Genomic DNA, 18,323 nt, shown 5'->3' on the forward strand with positions numbered 1-18,323 from the left:
TCGTACACGATTTCATGACCCGGCTTGTCGAGCGCGCCTTCAGTTACGGGTATCTTTCACCGCAAGCGCTTGGTGCATTCCTCAAAGAAGCGGTGACCGCGCCGCGTCGTCTTGTTCGTCTGCTGGGCGCGATTTTCAAAGCGCACAAGACGGAGCGAAAACGCGGCCTTATGGTGCTGGCCTATTTTCCGAAAGCGCTCGCGCTCGGACATTGGTGTCGCAAGACGGGTGTGGATCACATCCACGGCGAGTTTGCCGGCCATCCCGCAACAACAGCGATGATCGCAGCCGAAGTGGCCGGCGTTCCCTACAGCTTTTCGGCCCACGCCAACGATATTGTCGTCTCTCAGGCGCTTCTTGTCGAAAAGGCGCAAAAGGCGGCATTTGTGCGCTCGATAAGCCGATACAACATCGCCTTTCTTGACCGATTGGAGGGGTTCCCCACTGAAAAACTCGAACTCGTCCGCTGCGGAGTGGCGCGCGCTTCCTTGAAGGGGGACGGACCGGCTGCTCTTGGCGATGGACCGTTGCGTATTCTTTATGTCGGGTCCTTGATCGAAAAGAAGGGCGTTCAATATCTGATCGACGCGTTGGCAATGCTCCCCACGGATCTGGACTGGCAATTGCAGATTGTCGGCGGCGGCGATTTGGCCGATGATCTGGCCAAGCGGGTGCACACGCACGGGCTTTCTGATCGCGTGACGTTTGATGGCCCGCAACCTGCCGAGGTGGTGGCGCGCGCCTTTGCAAAGGCTCATGTCGTTGTCGTTCCTTCGATCGTCGGCGAACAGGGCCGGATCGAAGGGATTCCCGTGGTGATCATGGAAGCCCTTGCGAACGCCCGTCCGGTCATTGCGAGTGCACTTTCCGGCATCCCCGAATTGATCGAGGACGGCGTAACCGGCCGATTGGTTCCGCCCGAGGACGCTTCGGCCATCGCGAACGCTTTGCAAGAGATTGCGACAGACTGGCAGGCCGCGGCCGCAATGGGCATGCGTGGACGGGATCGGGTTGCGGCGGAATATGTTGTCGAAGACAATGCCGGAAAGCTCGCAGACCTGATGAAGAGGGCGGGATGATGGAACTGATTTTTTGGGTGTCGGCGATCGTACTGTTTTACAGTTTCGTCGGATACGGTCTGATATTGCTGATCATATCGCGCCTGCACCGGACGCCGACAGCTCCGGACAATTGGGCTCCGCAAAAAGTCAGCTTTCTCATCGCTGCATACAACGAAGCCGGACTGATCACCGAAAAGCTGGCAAATACCGTCTCGCTCGACTCTCACGGAGCGGAGGTAGAGATTGTCGTTGTTTCCGACGGTTCGACAGACGGCACAGCCGACGTGGCCCGCGCATTCGGCGATCCCCGCGTCACGGTTCTTGAGCCGGGTCGTGTGGGCAAGGCTGAGGCATTGGGCCTGGGGCTCGAACACTGCACGGGCGACGTGGTCATCTTTTCTGATGCCAATGCGATCCTGGCAGAGGGTACGCTGATAGCGCTGTTGCGCCACTTTTCCGATCCTGATGTCGGCGGCGTTTGCGGCCAGATCACGGTTGAAGGCGCCGATGGGAAAACCGGCGGAATCGGATTCTCGGAAGGCCTCTTCTGGAACTACGATCAGGCCTTGAAGACAGCGGAAAGTCGCGTCGGTGGCGCAGTTTCGGCGCAGGGTTCGGTCTACGCGATGCGCCGCGCACTTGCCGCGACGCCAGCACCCGGATGCACAGATGATTTCATGATCTCGGTTCAGGCCGTCAGGGCCGGCAAGCGACTGGTGTTCGAACCGGACGCCCGAACGACCGAAATTGTCACCGAAAACGTCTCGAGCGAGATGCGTCGCCGGGTGCGCTCCTCCGAGCGCGGATGGCGCAGTCTGATGACCAGTGCTGGGCTGATGAATCCATTCCAGCATGGATGGTATGCTTGGCAGCTTATTTCACACAAGCTGATCCGGCGGCTGAACCCGTTGTTCCTCATCCTGCTTTTCATCTCCAACCTTGCGCTTGTGGGGCACGGATGGTTCTACACGGTGCTGGCGCTCTGCCAGATTGCCTTCTACGCGCTTGCGGCCGCCGCACTTGCAAAGCCGTCGTTCCGGCGTTTCAAACCCGCGTCGATAGCGTCATTTTTTGTCCTGGCCCATGTTGCTATGGCCTGGGGTTTTTACCGATACGCCACCGGACGCAGAAGCGTTCTATGGACACCCTCGCGCGAAGGAACGTGACGTGGTGATGCCGGTCTTCGTCTTGGGGCTCCAACGATCAGGCACCACCTGGGTTGCCAACATGCTTGCAGGTTCAGGTGCGGTCGCGGCGGTCGCCGCCGCGGAACATCGGGGTGTGCATGAAAGCATCTTCTTTTCGCACTTCGCCCGCGCGTTCGGCAGCTTTGACGATCCGGCTGCACGGCGCCGCTTCCAGCAGGCGTTTGCACAGTCTGATTATTTTCTGCTGACGGGCTTGTCAGAGGCATTTCTGGACGAGATTGTCTCTCGGGCGCAGGACTACGCAGACGTGTTCGCCATCGTGATGGAAGAAGTCGCCACCCGCACAAACTGCGATCATTGGCTTGAGAAGTCTCCGCATCATACCCTTTTGGCCGATGAACTGGCGGCGCGGTTTCCCGCGGCGAAATTTGTCTGCATCACCCGATCAAGCATGACCCTGATCGCCTCGCGGCTCGCCGCCTATGGTCGCGTCCCGTCGCGGGGAATGGCGCGTTCCGTCGATATCCTGCGCGGCGCATTGGTCAACGCGCTTTACACCCGCTTTCTGGAGGATGTTGCCACACGTCTCAAACAGCGCGCCATGCTCGTGAGATATGATGATCTTGTCGCTGACCTTCCTTCGCACAGGCGCGGTCTGGTCGCGTTCCTTGGTTTGCAGGTCGACCCCGATCTGCTGGAGAGCAAGTTTTCAGCAAACACAAGTCACGACCGGCGCGACACGCGGCAGATGTCATCTTGGGACCGGGCGTTGATCCGGGTGGGGGATTGGCTTGGACGGGTCTTGCCGTTGTCCGTTCTTTCCAAAATCGAACAAAAGAGACGCAAGTCTCGCGGGATCGATTGGCCCGATTGGGTTTGGATGAAGAGCGGCTATAAGCCCGACTGACACCTAACGCGGTCGTAGTTTGACGCCGAATATCTTGATCCCAAGCCCCAGCGCAATAAGACCAAGCACTCCCGATCCGGCCAATTGAACAAAACTGTCGAGTTTTGACCCATCAGCCAAGGGCGCGCGGACAAGCGAAAGCACGGCAGGTGCCACTGCCGCCCCGATGAGTATTCCGGCACAGCCGAGGGCCGCTGCAGCCATGATCGGACGCGCCGCCCTCAATGCGCCGCCGCCCGAAAAGACACCGCGACGCCGGAGCACGAATGCCAGAAATACAATCGGCACAGCGGGAGCGAGAACCAGCGCTATGGGAATCCCGGCGAGTCCGAATACGGGTGTCAGGATGGTGAACAATAAGAGCCGCGACCCGAAGTCGAGCGCCATTCCCGCGCCAACCAATCGCACGATTGGCAAGTCGTCCTGTGCAAGAAGGCGAACCAGCATCATCCGCGTCACCAGCGCTCCGAAAGGTGCAAGCGCCATCCAACGCATCAGCTCGGTCATGTATTTTACGGTTTCGGCGTCCACCCGACCATGTGCGATAATCAAATCAATGACAGACCCCGCGTTGATGAAGAAGCCCAGCTGGACCGGGACCAACAACACCATTCCGATCAGCGTGGCCTGACGAAAGCGGCTTCCAAGTTCCTTGGTTTCGCCCATCGCCGCGCGCTTGGTCAGATCCGCGAAGGCGACAAGCCCAAGCGCCATCGCCAAGGTGTTGCCGCACAGCGCCCCGAGTCTTTGGCTGAAATCGAGCATCGCCACGGCACCAACGCCTTGACGTGCCGCAACAGCCGTTTCCAGCCAGATATTTGCCAATGCCCCGAAGGTCAGCAGAATTGCCGCCGTGCCTCTCCGTCCCACCGACGCCGACATCGACTGTGTGCCGGTTGCGCTGGGCCGTTCAGGACCGAGGCGTAGCGCAAGGACCAGCGTGAGCAGCGCGACCGCGAAATAGGTTATCGTGTAGGCCGCCGAAGCTTGCAGAGCGAGCGCCCCGCTTCCAACCAGAAGTGCAAGCGCGACTGATGCTCGCGGAAGTTGCCGTATGGCCGTCGGGACACCGAACCAGCCTCTGACGTTGCAGTAAGCCGCAAAGGCCATCGCCGCGACGGTCGCCGGCAGTGACATCGAAAGGATGACAACGACCTTTGACGCCAGCGCGGCGGTGTCGGGATGAAATGTCGGTGCAAGCGACGCGACGATGTCGGGTGCCGCCAGAGAAATGGCAATCGCCAGGGCCGCTCCAAGCGCCAGAGCGCTTGCTCCAGCCGATCCCAGGATCCGCACTCCGCTGACACCTGCGGCGGCCCGCGCTGCGATCAACGGAATGAAAACGACCACCATGACCTGGCTAAGGGCTTCGGTCACACTGGTGACCAGGCGGCGGCCCAGAAGAAAAGCATCGGCTTCCGCGCCGATGCCCATTCGCTTTGCAATGAGATGCGATACGAAAACGGCGATGAATATTCCCAGCGCCTGTCCTGCAAACTGTGCGGTCCCCGCAGAAATCAGGGAGGTTCCACGCGGACCGCTTCGCGCCGCCTCGTCAGCGGATGCCATTTGCTGACCAGAGGGGGGCTGCATGTTTTATGTTAGCCTTGGACTTGAGCCTCTAGCGGACCCCATTGTTCTGCCTTGTGCTCGGGTTTGCGCAGTTGCGGGGGCACCACGACAAGACCCAGGGCATAACGCTCAACGATGAACTGGCCGTATTCGTTCTTTGCAAAGTACGTGAAGACACCGGCTTTTGCCGTCTGCGTCAGTACAATCCGCGCCTTGCGCACACCGCCCGATTTCAGACGGATATGCAGCACAGCCGTTTTGTCGCCAGACGCCGCACTCAAGCTGGGCGCAACGACTTCACGCAGATTGATCGTATCTGCAATCGAGAGCAATTGGCCGGATTCCGAGGTCAGCCACATCTGACGGTCAGCGGCGGCGACCGTGTTTGTGGCAGACGCCTTGACCATACGCTTACCCAGTTTACGCCCCAGTTTGGCAAACATCGACGCAGCGATACGGCCGAGAAGCATAAGTTCGGCGCGGATCGACACTGGCCGGTTCACCAGGCTGTTGTTCATCCGAGCCCGCAATCTCTTGCTGGCGCCATGACCGAAATAAGCTTGGGTTGGACCAACCAGACCGGGTTTGACGTGAAACCGGACATCGTAATGTGGAATCCGCTGACGCTCGATCTTCGCGATCTCGGCCCGAACGGGTCGGGGGCCACACAAGTTCATATCGCCCCGGAGGATGTTCACGAGTTGCGGAAGTTCATCCAGACGCGTTTCGCGCAACATCCCACCAAGCGGCGTTTCGATATTTGTCCCGATCGGAAGGGTGCAGTTTTGCGTCAGTTCGCGCGCACGCGCACTGCACAATGTCCGGAACTTGATGATTCTGAATGGTTTCTGATTCTTGCCCAACCGGTCGGCGCTGTAAAAAATTTCGCGGCCTTGAGTGAAAAACAGCGCCACTGAAATCATGACAAGAAGCGGCAAGACCATCAACAGCAGCAGCGCCGCGAGAACAAAATTGTAGGTTCTATAAAAGGTCGGATTATTCGGCTGGAATCCAATATGACTTTTCGACAAAACTCGCATGTAGTTAACCCCACAGCATAAAACACAATACCACGGCAAGATGCCGCCTGTTACACTGCCCGAATTCTACCTACGGTTTGGTGCCCGTTGGGCACCGCGGTACGAAAGCCGATCATTGTCGCTTGCTGCGACTTAATTCGCCGGCTTATTCCTACCAGTTTGCCGCCGCACCTTAACGCCGTGCGATGGCTCATTATCTATGTTCTCCCGACCCTATCGCGACAGCATCTTTCGTGCCGCCGCACTAGAAGTCTTAATATTTGCATAATGTTGTTGGAAAAAAAACATAAATTTTACAATTTGTGACCGAAGTTGCAGTTTCTTACGAAGGCGTCAGCAGTCGCACCTATGCGGTTGTTGTGTGTAAGCGGTTACATCCTGAATCGATGCTTCCGGGCAATCCCTCATTGGTTGAGCAATACGCAGAATCATCCTCTAGCACGAGGCAGACATCTTCAGCCTTGTTCAGGCGTCTGCCGCGGTCTCGAGGTCGCGGTCCTTTTCGGGCGTGTCCAGAGTGGACCAGGTGTCATCGCGCGGAGGAGACGGGGGAGTGTCGCACGCGCGGCGATGGATGTGGACCTTGGCGATAAAGTTGGCCGAAATGGGAGCGGTCACGAACAGGAACGCCATGATGAGCGTTTCATGCATCGACGGGTCGCCCAGCAGAAACGAATGGACGATGGATGCCAGCAGAAGCATCCCGATGCCCACGGTCCCCACTTTCGTCGGAGCATGCAATCGCGTCAGCGGATCGTCGAACTTCAGCAGGCCGATCACTCCAACGAGGACGAAACCGGACCCGATGAGGAGGAATATGGCGGTGGCATAGATGATGATCAGTTGAGCGGTCATTCGATGATGTCCCCCCTCAGGATGAACCGGGCCAGCGCGACAGTCGACACGAATCCGAGCATGGCGATCAGCAGGGCCACTTCGAAATAGATGCGCACGCCCTGGTGGATGCCCAACACCACCACCAGACCCAATGCGTTGATGACCATCGTGTCGAGCGCCAGAATGCGATCCCCCGAAGTCGGCCCGAGGATCAGACGCACCATCGACAATATCTGCCCGATTGCCAGTGAGACGAAGGCAATGCCGATCGCGATCTCCATCAGCCCTTCTGCGGTCATCATGAGAAGATCTCCTTCAGGCGGCGTTCATAGCGGCTTTTGATATCGTCGCGCACCGCATCCGGGTCATCGGTATGCAACACATGCACGAGCAGGCTGTGGCCTTCGTCAGAGAGGTCGGCCGACACGGTGCCTGGTGTCAGTGTGATGGTGCCTGCCAGAACAGTGATTGCCTCGGGCTGGCGCAGCTCCAGAGGCACAACGATCCACGCCGGTTTCAGCTTGGCGTTCGGGACAGTCAACACGATCCAGGCAACCTGGATGTTGGCGATGATGATGTCCCACAACACTACCGGAATATACATTGCCATCTTGCCGAGCCTGAAGCTCTTGGGAGTGTCCGGCCACCAGATCGACGTACCCCACGGAATGATGATCCCGAGGATGATGCCGAACACGATCATTCCGGCCGACACGTCGTTTTGCAGAATGGTCCACACGATCACCAGAAGCAGCGTCAGATAGGGGTGCGGCATCAGCCAGTGGAAGGCGCGTGACATATCAGTGGTCCTCCTGAGGTGTGCTGAGCTTGCCGGGCGTGTCGACCACGGTCGAGATATAGGGCGTCGGCGCAAACAATTGCGCGGCGATCGAGGTGGTGTAGCGATGGACCTGTCCGGCAAAAACCGTGTGGGCCACCAATAGCACGATCAGGCCTCCAACCGCGACATACGACAGCGGCGTGGGGTGCGAGATTGGCGGCAGGTCCTCGGTTGGCTCGATGCTGTGGGCCTTCCAGAACAGGATGCTGCCCGCGCGCGAGAAACCAACGAGGCTGATCAGGCCTGTGCCAAGCACCGTCGCCCATATCCAGACCAGCAGGTCGGTTCCATAAGATGCATCGAGCACCAGCAGTTTGCCAAGGAACCCCGATAGCGGCGGCAGGCCCACCATCGCGATCGCACCGATAAAGAACAGCCCGGCGGTCAGTGACGTGCCAAGGATCGGCGGTTGCGGTGTGAGGTCCAGATTGGCCCGTCCGGTGCGGACGAGATCGCAGATCAGGAACAGCACGGCGCCCGCAAGGGTGGAATGCACGATATAATAAAGCGCGGCAGCAATCGCTTCGGGCGTGAACAGCGCAATCGTCACCATGACCATGCCCATCGACCCGATGATCGAAAACGCGATCAGCCGGTCAAGCCGTTTCGCGGCCAGAACTCCGACCATGCCGATGGCCAACGACACCAGCGCGGCGGGCAACAGCCAGATATCGTGAAGCCCTGCGGTCACCTCAAGATCGGGCGGGAAGATCAAGGTGTAGACGCGGATGATCGCATAGGCACCGACCTTGGTCATGATCGCAAACAACGCGGCAATGGGTGCGGGCGCTTCGGCATAGCTTGACGGAAGCCAGAAATGCAACGGCACGATGGCGGCCTTGATTGCAAAGACCAAGAGCAACAGAACAGCGGCAACGCGGATACCAACGGTTTCCTCCGGCCCGATCATTGCGACACGGTTGGCCAGATCGGCCATGTTGAGTGTGCCGGTTTCGGCATAGATCGAGCCCAGTGCAAACAGGAACAGGGTGGAGCCGATCAGGTTGAACAGCACATACTGCACACCGGCTCGGAGCCTGTCATTGCCACCTGCGTGGATCATCAACCCGTAAGACGCGATCAGCAGCACTTCGAAAAAGACGAAAAGGTTGAACAGATCGCCTGTCAGGAACGCGCCCATGAGGCCCATCAGCTGAAACTGGAACAATGCGTGGAAATGCCAGCCCCGCTTGTCCCAGTCCGAGCCAATCGCGTAAAGCAGCACGAACAGCGCAAGCAGTGCCGTCAGCAGCACCATCATGGTGGACAGCCGGTCGCCGACAAGCACAATTCCGAACGGGGCAGCCCAATCGCTCAGTTGGTAGAGGATGATGGTTCCGTCAGAGACCTGCCAGGCCAAACCGCTTGCGATGGCGATCAGCGCCAGCACTCCGGCAACGGAAAAGGCCCGTTGGATGCCGACATGAAACCGTGCCGCCAGCACGATGAAGGGGGCAAGCAGCGCCGGCAGCACGATCGGAGCGATGATCCAGTGGCTCATGACAGGCTCTCCGGCTTGTCCATGTCGCCCTCTGGCTGGTCATCGACGTGGTCATCGTCCGAGCCGAGATAGGCGCCCAGAGCGATCATCACAACAACCGCCGTCATCCCGAACGAGATCACGATGGCGGTGAGGACCAGGGCCTGCGGAAGTGGATCGGTGTAGTCCGTCACGCCGTCGCGTAATATGGGCGGTGCGCCCACGGTCAGCCGACCGGAGGCGAACAGGAAGACGTTGACCGCATAGGTCAGCAGCGACATGCCGAGGATCACCGGGAACGTGCGTTGCCGCAGGACAAGATAAAGCCCACCGGCGGTCAGGATGCCGATGGCTGTGGCGAAGAGCATTTCCACGTCACACACCCTCCTTTGTTGCCGGCGCAGACTCAGGCGGGTCGTCGCGCGACGGGTCGATATCCATCGGGTGTTCGTCCTCATCGACATGGGCCCGCCGCGCCAGCCGCGAGAAGCTTTCGAGTGACAGCATCACCGCGCCGACGACGGCAAGGAACACGCCCAGATCGAACAGTGCCGCTGTGGCCAGTTCGAATTTCTGGAACGGCGGGATGCGCACATAGGTAAAGGCCGAGGTGAGGAACGGCTTGCCCACGAACCACGATCCGATCCCGGTCAGTCCGGCGATCAGAACACCCGCGCCGATGACGCCGTGATAGGGGTATTTGAGCCGTGAGGACGCCCAATTGAAGCCGCTCGCCATGTACTGCATGACGACCGCGATGGACACGACCAGCCCGGCGATAAAGCCACCGCCCGGATCATTGTGACCGCGCAGGAAGATGTAAAAGCCGACCATCATGACAACCGGCATGATCACCCGCGTCAGCACCACCATCATCATCGGATGCTTGTCGCCCGCGCGCGGCTGGTCCGGTTTGCGATTGAGAAGGCGCGCCCGGACAGGTCCGTCCAGCAGGGTCTCGGTCAACGCAAAGATCAGCAGCGCGGCGATGCCGAGCACGATGATTTCGCCGTAGGTGTCAAATCCACGGAAATCGACAAGGATCACGTTGACCACGTTGGTGCCACCGCCGCCCTTGTAGGAATTGGCCAGATGAAACTGCGAAATCGGCGTATCGACCGCATCGCGCAGCAGGTAGTGATAGGCCAATCCAAACGTTGCCAGACCTCCAGCAACGGCCACGCCGGCATCCCGCACACGGCGCAGCACGGTGCTCTCGACCGGCGTGTAGTTCGGCAGGAAGTTCAGCGCCAGCAACAGCAGGATGATCGTGACCACCTCGACGGTGAACTGCGTCATCGCCAGATCGGGCGCGCTGAAGAACACAAACGCGACCGACACCATCAGGCCGACGATGCCGATCAGGATCAGCGACAGGAAACGGTTGCGGTGGAAAAACACCAATCCGCCCGTTGCCGCCACCAGCATCAGCCAGCCCGCGATGGGAACCGCGCCTGCCATCTGCGGCGTACGGCTCGGCGCGCCAACCGTACCGGTGACCCATGCGTGAAAACCGACCAGAAGGATCGCAACCGTGCCGATGGCAGCGTAGCGCGAGAACGCTCCGTTGTGCAGCGGCAGCGTCAGGCTTTGTGCAAGGCGAACCGATGCAGCCACGATGGAATCGAAGATCGTCTTCGCTTCGGGCCGCGGAGCCGCATCCCAGAAGCGCAGCGCCGGAGAGAAAATCAGCATCAACACAAGGCCCCCGACAACTGCGGCCAGCGACATGTAAAGCGCGGGAACCAGCCCGTGCCAGATCTTGAAATGTGCATCGGGCACCGTCAGAACTTCTCCCAGAACCGACGCGGTGACGAGTTTGACAAACGGTTCAACCAGATAGGGCGCAATACCGATCGTCACCACCAGAACCACAAGGATCGCCGGCGGCAGCCACATGCCGGCGCCGGGGTCGTGTGGTTTGGCCGGATAATCTTCGCGCACCGGGCCAAGAAACACATGACCGATCAGGCGGAAGCTGTAGGCCGCCGAGAACAGCGCGCCAATCACAGCGAAGACCGGCAACAGCCAAGGCACGCCGAACAGCACCGTGTGATACGCCTCTTCCAGCATCATTTCCTTGGACAGGAAGCCGTTGAGCAGCGGAATGCCCGCCATCGACAGGGCCGCCAGCGTGGCGATGACAAAGGTGACCGGCATGAGATAGCGCAAGCCACCCAAGCGGCGGATGTCACGGGTGTGGGTTTCGTGGTCGATGATCCCGGCCGACATGAAAAGCGCCGCCTTGAACGTCGCGTGGTTGAGGATGTGAAACACCGCCGCCATCGCGCCAAACGCGGTGCCGGTGCCCAGAAGCATCGTGATCAGCCCCAGATGGCTGACGGTGGAGAACGCCAGAAGCGCCTTGAGGTCGTGCTTGAACAGCGCGATCACCGCGCCCAGAACCATCGTCACCAGCCCGGCGGTGGTGACGATCACGAACCATTCCGGCGTGCCTGACAGCACCGGCCACATCCGCGCCATCAGGAAGATGCCGGCCTTCACCATCGTGGCCGAGTGCAGATAGGCCGACACAGGCGTCGGCGCGGCCATCGCGTGCGGCAGCCAGAAATGGAACGGGAACTGCGCCGATTTGGTAAAGCAGCCGAGCAGGATCAGGATCAGCGCCGGCAGATACAGCGGATCGGCCTGAATGAGATCCCGGTTTTGCAGGATCACCGAGAGATCGTAACTGCCGACGATCTGCCCGAGGATCAGCATTCCCGCGATCATCGCAAGCCCGCCCATGCCGGTGACCGTCAGCGCCATCCGCGCACCTTGGCGACCCTCGGGGAGATGTTTCCAATAGCCGATCAGCAGGAAGGACGAGAGCGACGTCAGCTCCCAGAAGACAAGCAAAAGCAGGATGTTATCGCTCAGAACGATGCCCACCATCGCGCCCTGGAACAGCAACAGATAGGTGAAGAACTCGCCCATGTTGTCGTCGCGGCTCAGGTAATGGCGGGCATAGGCGATGATCAAAAGACCGATGCCGAGGATCAGCATGGCAAAGAAAAAGCCCAGCCCGTCGAGCATCAGCGTGAAGTTCAGCCCAAGCAGCGGCATCCATTCGACCTGCGCCAGGACAACCTCGCCCGCCAGAACCGCCGGAAGATTGGTCAGCAATCCGACAAAGGCGGCGAGCGAAACAGTGAATGTCACGCCCGCGCAAGCGGAACGGCCCGCAGCGTTCATCAAACCCGGCAACAACGCGCCGATGAACGGCAAGGCGACGATAAAGAAAAGCGACACGCGACCTCCTGATCCGACCGGGTTTTGGCCCGCACAAACCTGCACTGCAAGCGCAAAACCTCAAGCGTAATCGACGTATTTTCTCGAGAAATCCACGTTTTAGGGTTTTCGAACGATGCGGCCCAAGGCGACAGCCGCCATCGGGGCTTGGCGGCCCATCCGAAGGACCATCGTGCGTTGCGTGAAAAAACAACGCCTTATGCGACGTGTTCGCTGTGGCCGTTTACGCTCAAGCCCATCTGCGCACCGCTCACCAGCGCAGACATGTTGCGACAGGTCTTCAGCGCGGGGCGGGAAGCCGGTTACGCTCTTGTCATGGTCCCTGGTCGGTATCCGCGTTGTGACGTATTCGGGCAAAGACCGCGAATCGTGGCAATCTGTCGTCGTTTCAGGGCTTTCTTGCCGCGCGCGGCCCCGATACCGTGCCGTCATGACAACAAGCCTGACCCCAAACTCCCGAAGGATCACAACGCTCGCAAGGCGGTTGCACGGGTGAGGCGTCAGGGGTCGCCACTGCGCATCGAGCAAAGCTCGGGTGTATTGCAGGTGTCCGGCGCGCTGACGGTTCACACGGTGACGGAGGCGCGCGCAACGTTCGACGGGATCGCGCCCGATGCCGTGAGCGAGATCGATCTGTCAGACCTCGAAAGGCTCGACACGGCCGGAGCGTGGGCGCTGGTTTTGTTGAAAACGCGGTTTTCCGACTCCGGTACAGACCTTGCCTTCACCGGCACACGCAGCGAGACCGACAGCCTTTTGCAGACCGTTGAACAGGCCATGCCCGAGCCCGACGAGGTCGCAACGACAAAGCGGTCGCTTGTCCAGATGCTCGATGCGCTCGGGCGCAAGGTGATGTCAGGCGTGGGGTTTCTGCGGGCGCTGACGGCCTATCTGGGCATGTTCTTGCATCGTCTCGCGCGCGCATTTCGGCATCCCGGCCAGTTTCCGCTGACCTCCCTGGTACATCACTGCGAAGAGGTCGGTCTGAAGGCCGTGCCGATCGTATCGCTCATGGCGTTTCTGATTGGCGTGGTGCTGGCCTTTCAAGGCTCGGTTCAGCTTCGCCAGTTTGGTGCAGAGGTGTTCGTGGTCGATCTGATCGCCATTTCGATCTTGCGCGAACTGGGCATCTTGCTGACCTCGATCATCGTTGCCGGGCGCACCGCGTCCGCGTTCACGGCGGCCATCGGCTCGATGAAGATGCGCGAAGAGATCGACGCCATGCGGACATTGGGTATCGATCCGGCGATGAACCTGTTTCTGCCGCGGATACTGGCGTTGTTCTTCATGCTGCCGATCCTTGGTCTCATCGCCAACATGGCGGGATTGTTCGGCGGCGCGCTGATGGCTTGGATCGACTTGGGCATCTCTCCGGCCATGTTCCGAACCCGGCTCGTCGAGGGCACGTCGGTCACGCATGTCTTTGTTGGTCTGATCAAAGCGCCGTTTTTCGCGCTGATCATCGGGGTGGTCGGATGCCATGCGGGGATGCAAGTGCAGAGCAATGCGGAATCGCTGGGGCGGATGACATCGAACGCCGTGGTGACGGCCATTTTCGCGGTCATCGTCGCAGACGCGGTCTTTTCCATCTTCTTTGCGAGAATCGGCATATGAGCACGGATGAGGTGGTCATAAAGATTCGCGGCGTGCGCAACCAGTTCGGCACTCAGGTCGTGCACGAGGATCTTGATCTTGACGTCTATCGCGGTGAAATTCTGGGCGTCGTCGGCGGATCGGGAACCGGCAAATCAGTGTTGCTGCGCACCATCACCGGGTTGCAGCGGCCGCGCGAAGGGACCGTCGAGGTCTTGGGAACGGACGTTCTCAATGCCGATGAAGACACCAGACAGGCGCTTGAAAACCGATGGGGCGTGATGTTTCAGGACGGCGCCTTGTTCTCGTCGCTGACCGTGCGCGAAAACGTCGAGGTTCCGATGCGCCCGGTGACAGGTATTGACCCTGCGATCCGAAGCGCGCTTGCCGACCTCAAGATTTCGATGGTGGGCCTGCCCTATCTGGCAGGCGACAAATACCCGTCAGAGCTGTCCGGCGGCATGCGCAAACGGGCCGGGCTGGCGCGCGCGTTGGCGCTTGATCCCGACATCGTCTTTCTTGACGAGCCGACAGCGGGGCTTGACCCGATCGGCGCTTCGGCTTTCGACGAACTGATCCAGGATCTCAGCCACTCGCTTGGCTTGACGGTGTTTCTGGTGACGCATGATCTGGACACGCTGCACGCAACATGCGACCGCATCGCCGTGCTGGCGGAAAGAAAGGTGCTGGTGACCGGCACCATGAAGGATATGCTGGCGGTCGATCACCCATGGGTGCACGAGTATTTCCACGGCCCGCGTGCCCGCGCCGCCATATCCGAGACCCAGCCCGACACCGGGCGGAAAGGCGACTGAATTGGAAACCAAGGCAAAATTCGTACTGATAGGCGCATTCACGCTTGCGGGCATGTTTGGCATTCTGGCGTTTTTCGTCTGGTTCGCACAGGTCGAGCTTGACCGGCAATTCGATTATTACGACATCCGGTTCTCCTCCGTCGCGGGGTTGAGCAATGCGTCCGATGTCCGCTTTGCCGGATTGCCGGTCGGTCAGGTTGTCGATGTGCGCCTGTCGCCGGATCATGACGGCTCGGTCGTCGTGCGGGTTGAGGTGAATGCCGAAACGCCGGTGCGCACGGACAGTGTCGCCACAATCGACGCGCAGGGCGTGACGGGGGTGTCTTTTGTCGGCATCGACGCGGGCTCGCCGTCCGCGCCCTTGCTCGAACGCGAGGAGGACGGCCCGATTCCGGAGATCGCAGCCGGTCGCTCCACTCTGCAAAGCCTTTCCGAAGACGCGCCCCGGCTGCTGGAGGAATCTCTCAAGGTGGTGGAAGAGCTGGGCGCGCTTCTCGGAGAAGACAACAGGCAACAGATCGACCGTATCCTTGCCAATGTGGAAACCGCGTCCGAAGGGTTCGCCGCCACGCTCGAGGACTTTACCTCGGTGACGACTACCGTGTCGGATTTCGCCAGGCAGATGGACCAGTTCAATGACACGCTCGCGACGCTCACCGGGGATCTGACCGGTGTTCTGGCGACTGCCGATACAGCGCTGGTGTCTATCGGCGAATTGTCCGAGCAGGGAAAGGGGCTGCTGACGTCGGGTTCCGAAACACTGCAAGTCGCGCAAGGCGCGATCACCCGAACAGAAAATTTCGTGGCCGAGGATTTAAGCCAGACCACCGAAGAACTTCGTCTCGCCACTGCCGAAATCCGCGCGCAGGTGAGCTCGTTAAGCGAGGATGCCAGCGCGCTGATGGAAACGCTTGGCACGACCGGAGAAACCGCGACCGCCCGCCTTCAGGAAGCCCAATCAACGCTCGCCGCAACCGACGCCCTGATCGCGCGGCTGGACGAGGCGACACTTGCCGTGGGCGGCGCCGCTAGCCGTATCGACACGCTGATCGAAGAGGACGGCGCGCCGCTGCTGGCCGAAACCCGTGCCATGATAGCCGAGGCGGATCGCGCCATCGCGTCCGTCGCCACCATCGCGGATCAGGACTTGCCGACCATCGTGGCCGATATCCGCAACGCGACCGAAACGTTCCGCACGGTAACGACCGAAATCGGCACCAACCTGACAGCATCGAGTGAGACCGTCGAGGACGTGCTACAAACCGCGCGCACGACGCTCGAAGATGCAAGCACCAGTTTTGCCAATGCCAACACGACGCTCGCCGCCATCAACTCTGCTCTGGATACCGGCGAACGGGCGCTTGGCGCGGCGGAACGCGCGTTTGACGGCGCTGACCGCGTCATCAACGAAGACATCTCGGGCATCATAACCGGGCTTGAAGGCACGTTGGACGCGTTGAACGGTGCCATCGCCGGTGTGGCCGATGACTTGCCGGGCATCTCGGCCGATCTGCGCACCGCCAGTCAGTCCGCCGTCGAGACGTTTGCCGAGCTGCGCCGGATCACGGACGCATCCTCGCCTGCGATCAGGGAGTTCACGACCAACGCATTGCCGATGTTTTCCCGACTGGCGCAGGAGACCCGGACGCTGGTGGCCAATCTCGATCGCCTCACCAACACAATCCAGCGTGATCCCACACGCTTTTTCCTAGACCGTGGAACCCCGGAGTTCAGACGATGACCCATTCGCGCCTCACTTTCCGTTTCGCTCGTGCAAGCCTTGCTGTCGGGGCGTTGGCCGTGGTGACTGGCTGCTCCGCGCTGTCCGCGTTCAGCGACGCGGCGACACCGCTGGACGTCTATGAAATTCCCGCACCTTCGGGCATCTCGCCAACGACACGCGGCGCGGTTGCGCGCGATGTGATCGTCGAATTGCCGACGACAAGCGGTGCCCTGGAAACCGACCGCATCATGATCCGGCCGAACCCCCTGCAAGCGCAATACTTGCCAGAGGTGCGCTGGAGCGAGCCTGTGCCGGTGATGGTGCAGACCCTGATGCTGCGCGCCATCGAGTCGACCGGTGCGGTGCGCTATGTGGGCCGTCAGCCTTTGGGTGTCAGCGGCGATTATGCCATTGTCACCGAAGTGATGGATTTTCACGCCGAGCAGATCGCCGGCGGCGACGGGGCAATGGTCGAGGTGAGACTCCTGTCGCGTCTGGTTCGGGAACGGGATGCGCGTATCGTGTCCAGCCGTACGTTCAGCGCCGAGGCACTGTCCGGCTCTACCGATACGTTGCCCTTGGTGGAAGCGTTCAGCGCCGCGTCCGATCAGGTGTTTACCGAGGTCGCGCAGTGGATTCGCACTTCGGTTGCTGGCGGCTAGGGTCGTTGCGAAAATTTACCTTCCGGTTCTTTCGGGGACGGATGAGGCCAGCGCCCCGAACCGAAAATAATCGCGTATCTACGCGCAATTATTGCGAAAATCACAACCGTGCAAAGTTGCGTCTTCGGTCGCGGCGGGCTGTTTTCTCTCGAAAGCCACCGCGGTCCAGGCGAACCGCTCGCGTTGTCGTGATTGACTCGCAAGGACATGGAAAGCAATGATTTCCCCCGAGTGCAGAGGGAAGGGCTGACGATCATCACATTCAGGTTCCGACCGGTGCCGGGTGGTTCAATACAAGCGATCTCGAACGTGCGAAAATTTTCGGTGTGACGCGAAGCGGACACCGCCACGAAAACAACAAGCGGCAAAGCCGCAAACCTTGGGAGGAAGACAATGAAACTGGATATCAAACTACTGTTGGGCGCATCCGCAATCGCGATGCTGTCGATGGGCGGCGCGGCATCCGCGCAGGAGTGCGAGCGCGGCGATCTTGACGCGCGGTTCTGTGATGAAGACGGGGATATGCTGGCCGATACCCCGACCGATCCCGCCGATCAGATCGATCCTGACACGCTGATCTTTGCCTACACCCCGGTCGAGGATCCGGCGGTTTATGCCGAAGCATGGGCCGATTTCCTGTCCCATTTGGAATCCGAGACAGGCAAGAAGGTGACGTTCTTCCCGGTGCAAAACAACGCCGCGCAGATCGAGGCGATGCGTTCGGGGCGTCTGCACATCGCGGGCTTCAACACCGGATCGAACCCGCTGGCGGTGAATTGCGCAGGCTTCAAGCCGTTCACCATCATGGCCTCCGAGGATGGCTCTTTTGGTTACGAGATGGAGATCATCACCTATCCCGGATCGGGGATCGAAAGCATTGAGGACATCAAGGGCAAAAAACTTGCCTTCACCGCGCCGACGTCCAATTCGGGGTTCAAGGCTCCAAGCGCGATCCTGAAAGCCGATTACGATCTGCTGCCCGACCGCGACTTCGAGCCGGTCTTTTCAGGCAAGCATGACAACTCGGTTCTGGGCGTTGCCAACAAGGACTATCCGGCAGCCGCCATCGCAAACTCGGTCATGGGCCGCATGTTCGAGCGTGATGTGGTAGACCGTGACCAGATCGTATCGCTTTACAAATCGCAAACCTTCCCGACCACGGCCTATGGCGTGGCCTACAACCTCAAGCCCGAGCTTCAGGACAAAATCCGCGGCGCGTTCGAGAATTTCGAATGGGAAGGCACGTCGCTCAAGGAAGAGTTCGAAAAGAACGGCGAGGGGCAGTTCATCCCGATCACCTACAAGGAATTCTGGGACGTGATCCGCAAGATCGACGCGGCCAACGGCGTCAGCTACGCTTGCGAATGATTTGATGATCGGGCGGGGGTTTTT

At 60.0% G+C, this 18,323-nt stretch carries 16 protein-coding genes; 8 read left to right on the plus strand and 8 right to left on the minus strand.

Annotated features, from left to right (window positions below; genetic code table 11):
- Window positions 1-14: 14 nt before the first annotated feature.
- From ACGKZZ_RS04225 to ACGKZZ_RS04235, 3 genes are read left to right on the plus strand one after another with little or no spacing between them, the layout of a single operon-like run.
- Window positions 15-1,079 (plus strand): glycosyltransferase family 4 protein, encoded by a 1,065-nt coding sequence (locus ACGKZZ_RS04225; protein ID WP_411222222.1) that lies wholly within the window; start codon window positions 15-17, stop codon window positions 1,077-1,079.
- A complete protein-coding gene (locus tag ACGKZZ_RS04230; RefSeq protein ID WP_411222223.1) occupies window positions 1,076-2,227 on the plus strand; it encodes a glycosyltransferase family 2 protein in 1,152 nt (383 codons plus the stop codon). The genes ACGKZZ_RS04225 and ACGKZZ_RS04230 overlap by 4 nt, the downstream gene beginning before the upstream one ends.
- A 7-nt stretch (window positions 2,228-2,234) precedes the next feature.
- Window positions 2,235-3,116: a sulfotransferase family protein gene (locus tag ACGKZZ_RS04235; protein WP_411222715.1), complete on the plus strand. Its 882-nt coding sequence runs from the start codon at window positions 2,235-2,237 to the stop codon at window positions 3,114-3,116.
- Between the two features lie 3 nt (window positions 3,117-3,119).
- Here the strand turns inward: ACGKZZ_RS04235 and ACGKZZ_RS04240 are convergent, their stop codons facing one another.
- The 8 genes from ACGKZZ_RS04240 to ACGKZZ_RS04275 form a co-directional block, all read right to left on the minus strand.
- Window positions 3,120-4,685, minus strand: a complete 1,566-nt coding sequence (locus ACGKZZ_RS04240) for a lipid II flippase MurJ (RefSeq protein WP_411222224.1) — start codon at window positions 4,683-4,685, stop codon at window positions 3,120-3,122.
- Between the two features lie 32 nt (window positions 4,686-4,717).
- Entirely contained in the window at window positions 4,718-5,767 is a 1,050-nt protein-coding gene (locus tag ACGKZZ_RS04245; protein WP_411222225.1) for a sugar transferase, read from the minus strand.
- 426 nt (window positions 5,768-6,193) lie between these two features.
- The gene (gene mnhG / locus ACGKZZ_RS04250) at window positions 6,194-6,583 is read right to left on the minus strand and encodes a monovalent cation/H(+) antiporter subunit G (protein ID WP_411222226.1); all 390 of its coding nucleotides are present in this window, start codon (window positions 6,581-6,583) and stop codon (window positions 6,194-6,196) included.
- Window positions 6,580-6,867 (minus strand): K+/H+ antiporter subunit F, encoded by a 288-nt coding sequence (locus ACGKZZ_RS04255; RefSeq protein WP_411222227.1) that lies wholly within the window; start codon window positions 6,865-6,867, stop codon window positions 6,580-6,582. Before ACGKZZ_RS04255 ends, mnhG begins: the two co-directional genes overlap by 4 nt.
- Window positions 6,864-7,364: a Na+/H+ antiporter subunit E gene (locus ACGKZZ_RS04260; protein WP_411222228.1), complete on the minus strand. Its 501-nt coding sequence runs from the start codon at window positions 7,362-7,364 to the stop codon at window positions 6,864-6,866. Before ACGKZZ_RS04260 ends, ACGKZZ_RS04255 begins: the two co-directional genes overlap by 4 nt.
- A gap of 1 nt (window position 7,365) precedes the next feature.
- On the minus strand, window positions 7,366-8,907 hold the full coding sequence (locus ACGKZZ_RS04265) for a monovalent cation/H+ antiporter subunit D (RefSeq protein WP_411222229.1): 1,542 nt from the start codon (window positions 8,905-8,907) through the stop codon (window positions 7,366-7,368).
- Complete coding sequence (locus ACGKZZ_RS04270) at window positions 8,904-9,260, minus strand: Na+/H+ antiporter subunit C (protein ID WP_411222230.1); 357 nt, start codon at window positions 9,258-9,260, stop codon at window positions 8,904-8,906. The genes ACGKZZ_RS04265 and ACGKZZ_RS04270 overlap by 4 nt, the downstream gene beginning before the upstream one ends.
- Window position 9,261: 1 nt before the next feature.
- The gene (locus ACGKZZ_RS04275; RefSeq protein WP_411222231.1) at window positions 9,262-12,138 is read right to left on the minus strand and encodes a monovalent cation/H+ antiporter subunit A; all 2,877 of its coding nucleotides are present in this window, start codon (window positions 12,136-12,138) and stop codon (window positions 9,262-9,264) included.
- A gap of 492 nt (window positions 12,139-12,630) precedes the next feature.
- On the opposite strand from ACGKZZ_RS04275, the gene ACGKZZ_RS04280 reads away from it, so the two are divergent.
- The 5 genes from ACGKZZ_RS04280 (at window position 12,631) to phnD (ending at window position 18,299) form a co-directional block, all read left to right on the plus strand.
- Window positions 12,631-13,752: an ABC transporter permease gene (locus ACGKZZ_RS04280; RefSeq protein ID WP_411222232.1), complete on the plus strand. Its 1,122-nt coding sequence runs from the start codon at window positions 12,631-12,633 to the stop codon at window positions 13,750-13,752.
- A complete protein-coding gene (locus ACGKZZ_RS04285) occupies window positions 13,749-14,546 on the plus strand; it encodes an ABC transporter ATP-binding protein (protein ID WP_411222234.1) in 798 nt (265 codons plus the stop codon). Before ACGKZZ_RS04280 ends, ACGKZZ_RS04285 begins: the two co-directional genes overlap by 4 nt.
- A gap of 1 nt (window position 14,547) precedes the next feature.
- Window positions 14,548-16,287 (plus strand): MlaD family protein, encoded by a 1,740-nt coding sequence (locus ACGKZZ_RS04290; RefSeq protein WP_411222235.1) that lies wholly within the window; start codon window positions 14,548-14,550, stop codon window positions 16,285-16,287.
- Window positions 16,284-16,931, plus strand: coding sequence for an ABC-type transport auxiliary lipoprotein family protein (locus tag ACGKZZ_RS04295; protein ID WP_411222236.1), 648 nt, complete (start codon window positions 16,284-16,286; stop codon window positions 16,929-16,931). Before ACGKZZ_RS04290 ends, ACGKZZ_RS04295 begins: the two co-directional genes overlap by 4 nt.
- A gap of 393 nt (window positions 16,932-17,324) precedes the next feature.
- Complete coding sequence (phnD, locus tag ACGKZZ_RS04300) at window positions 17,325-18,299, plus strand: phosphate/phosphite/phosphonate ABC transporter substrate-binding protein (RefSeq protein ID WP_411222237.1); 975 nt, start codon at window positions 17,325-17,327, stop codon at window positions 18,297-18,299.
- The last annotated feature ends 24 nt before the right edge of the window (window positions 18,300-18,323 follow it).

Source organism: Marivita sp. S2033 (assembly GCF_046592965.1).
Taxonomy (GTDB): Bacteria; Pseudomonadota; Alphaproteobacteria; order Rhodobacterales; family Rhodobacteraceae; genus Marivita.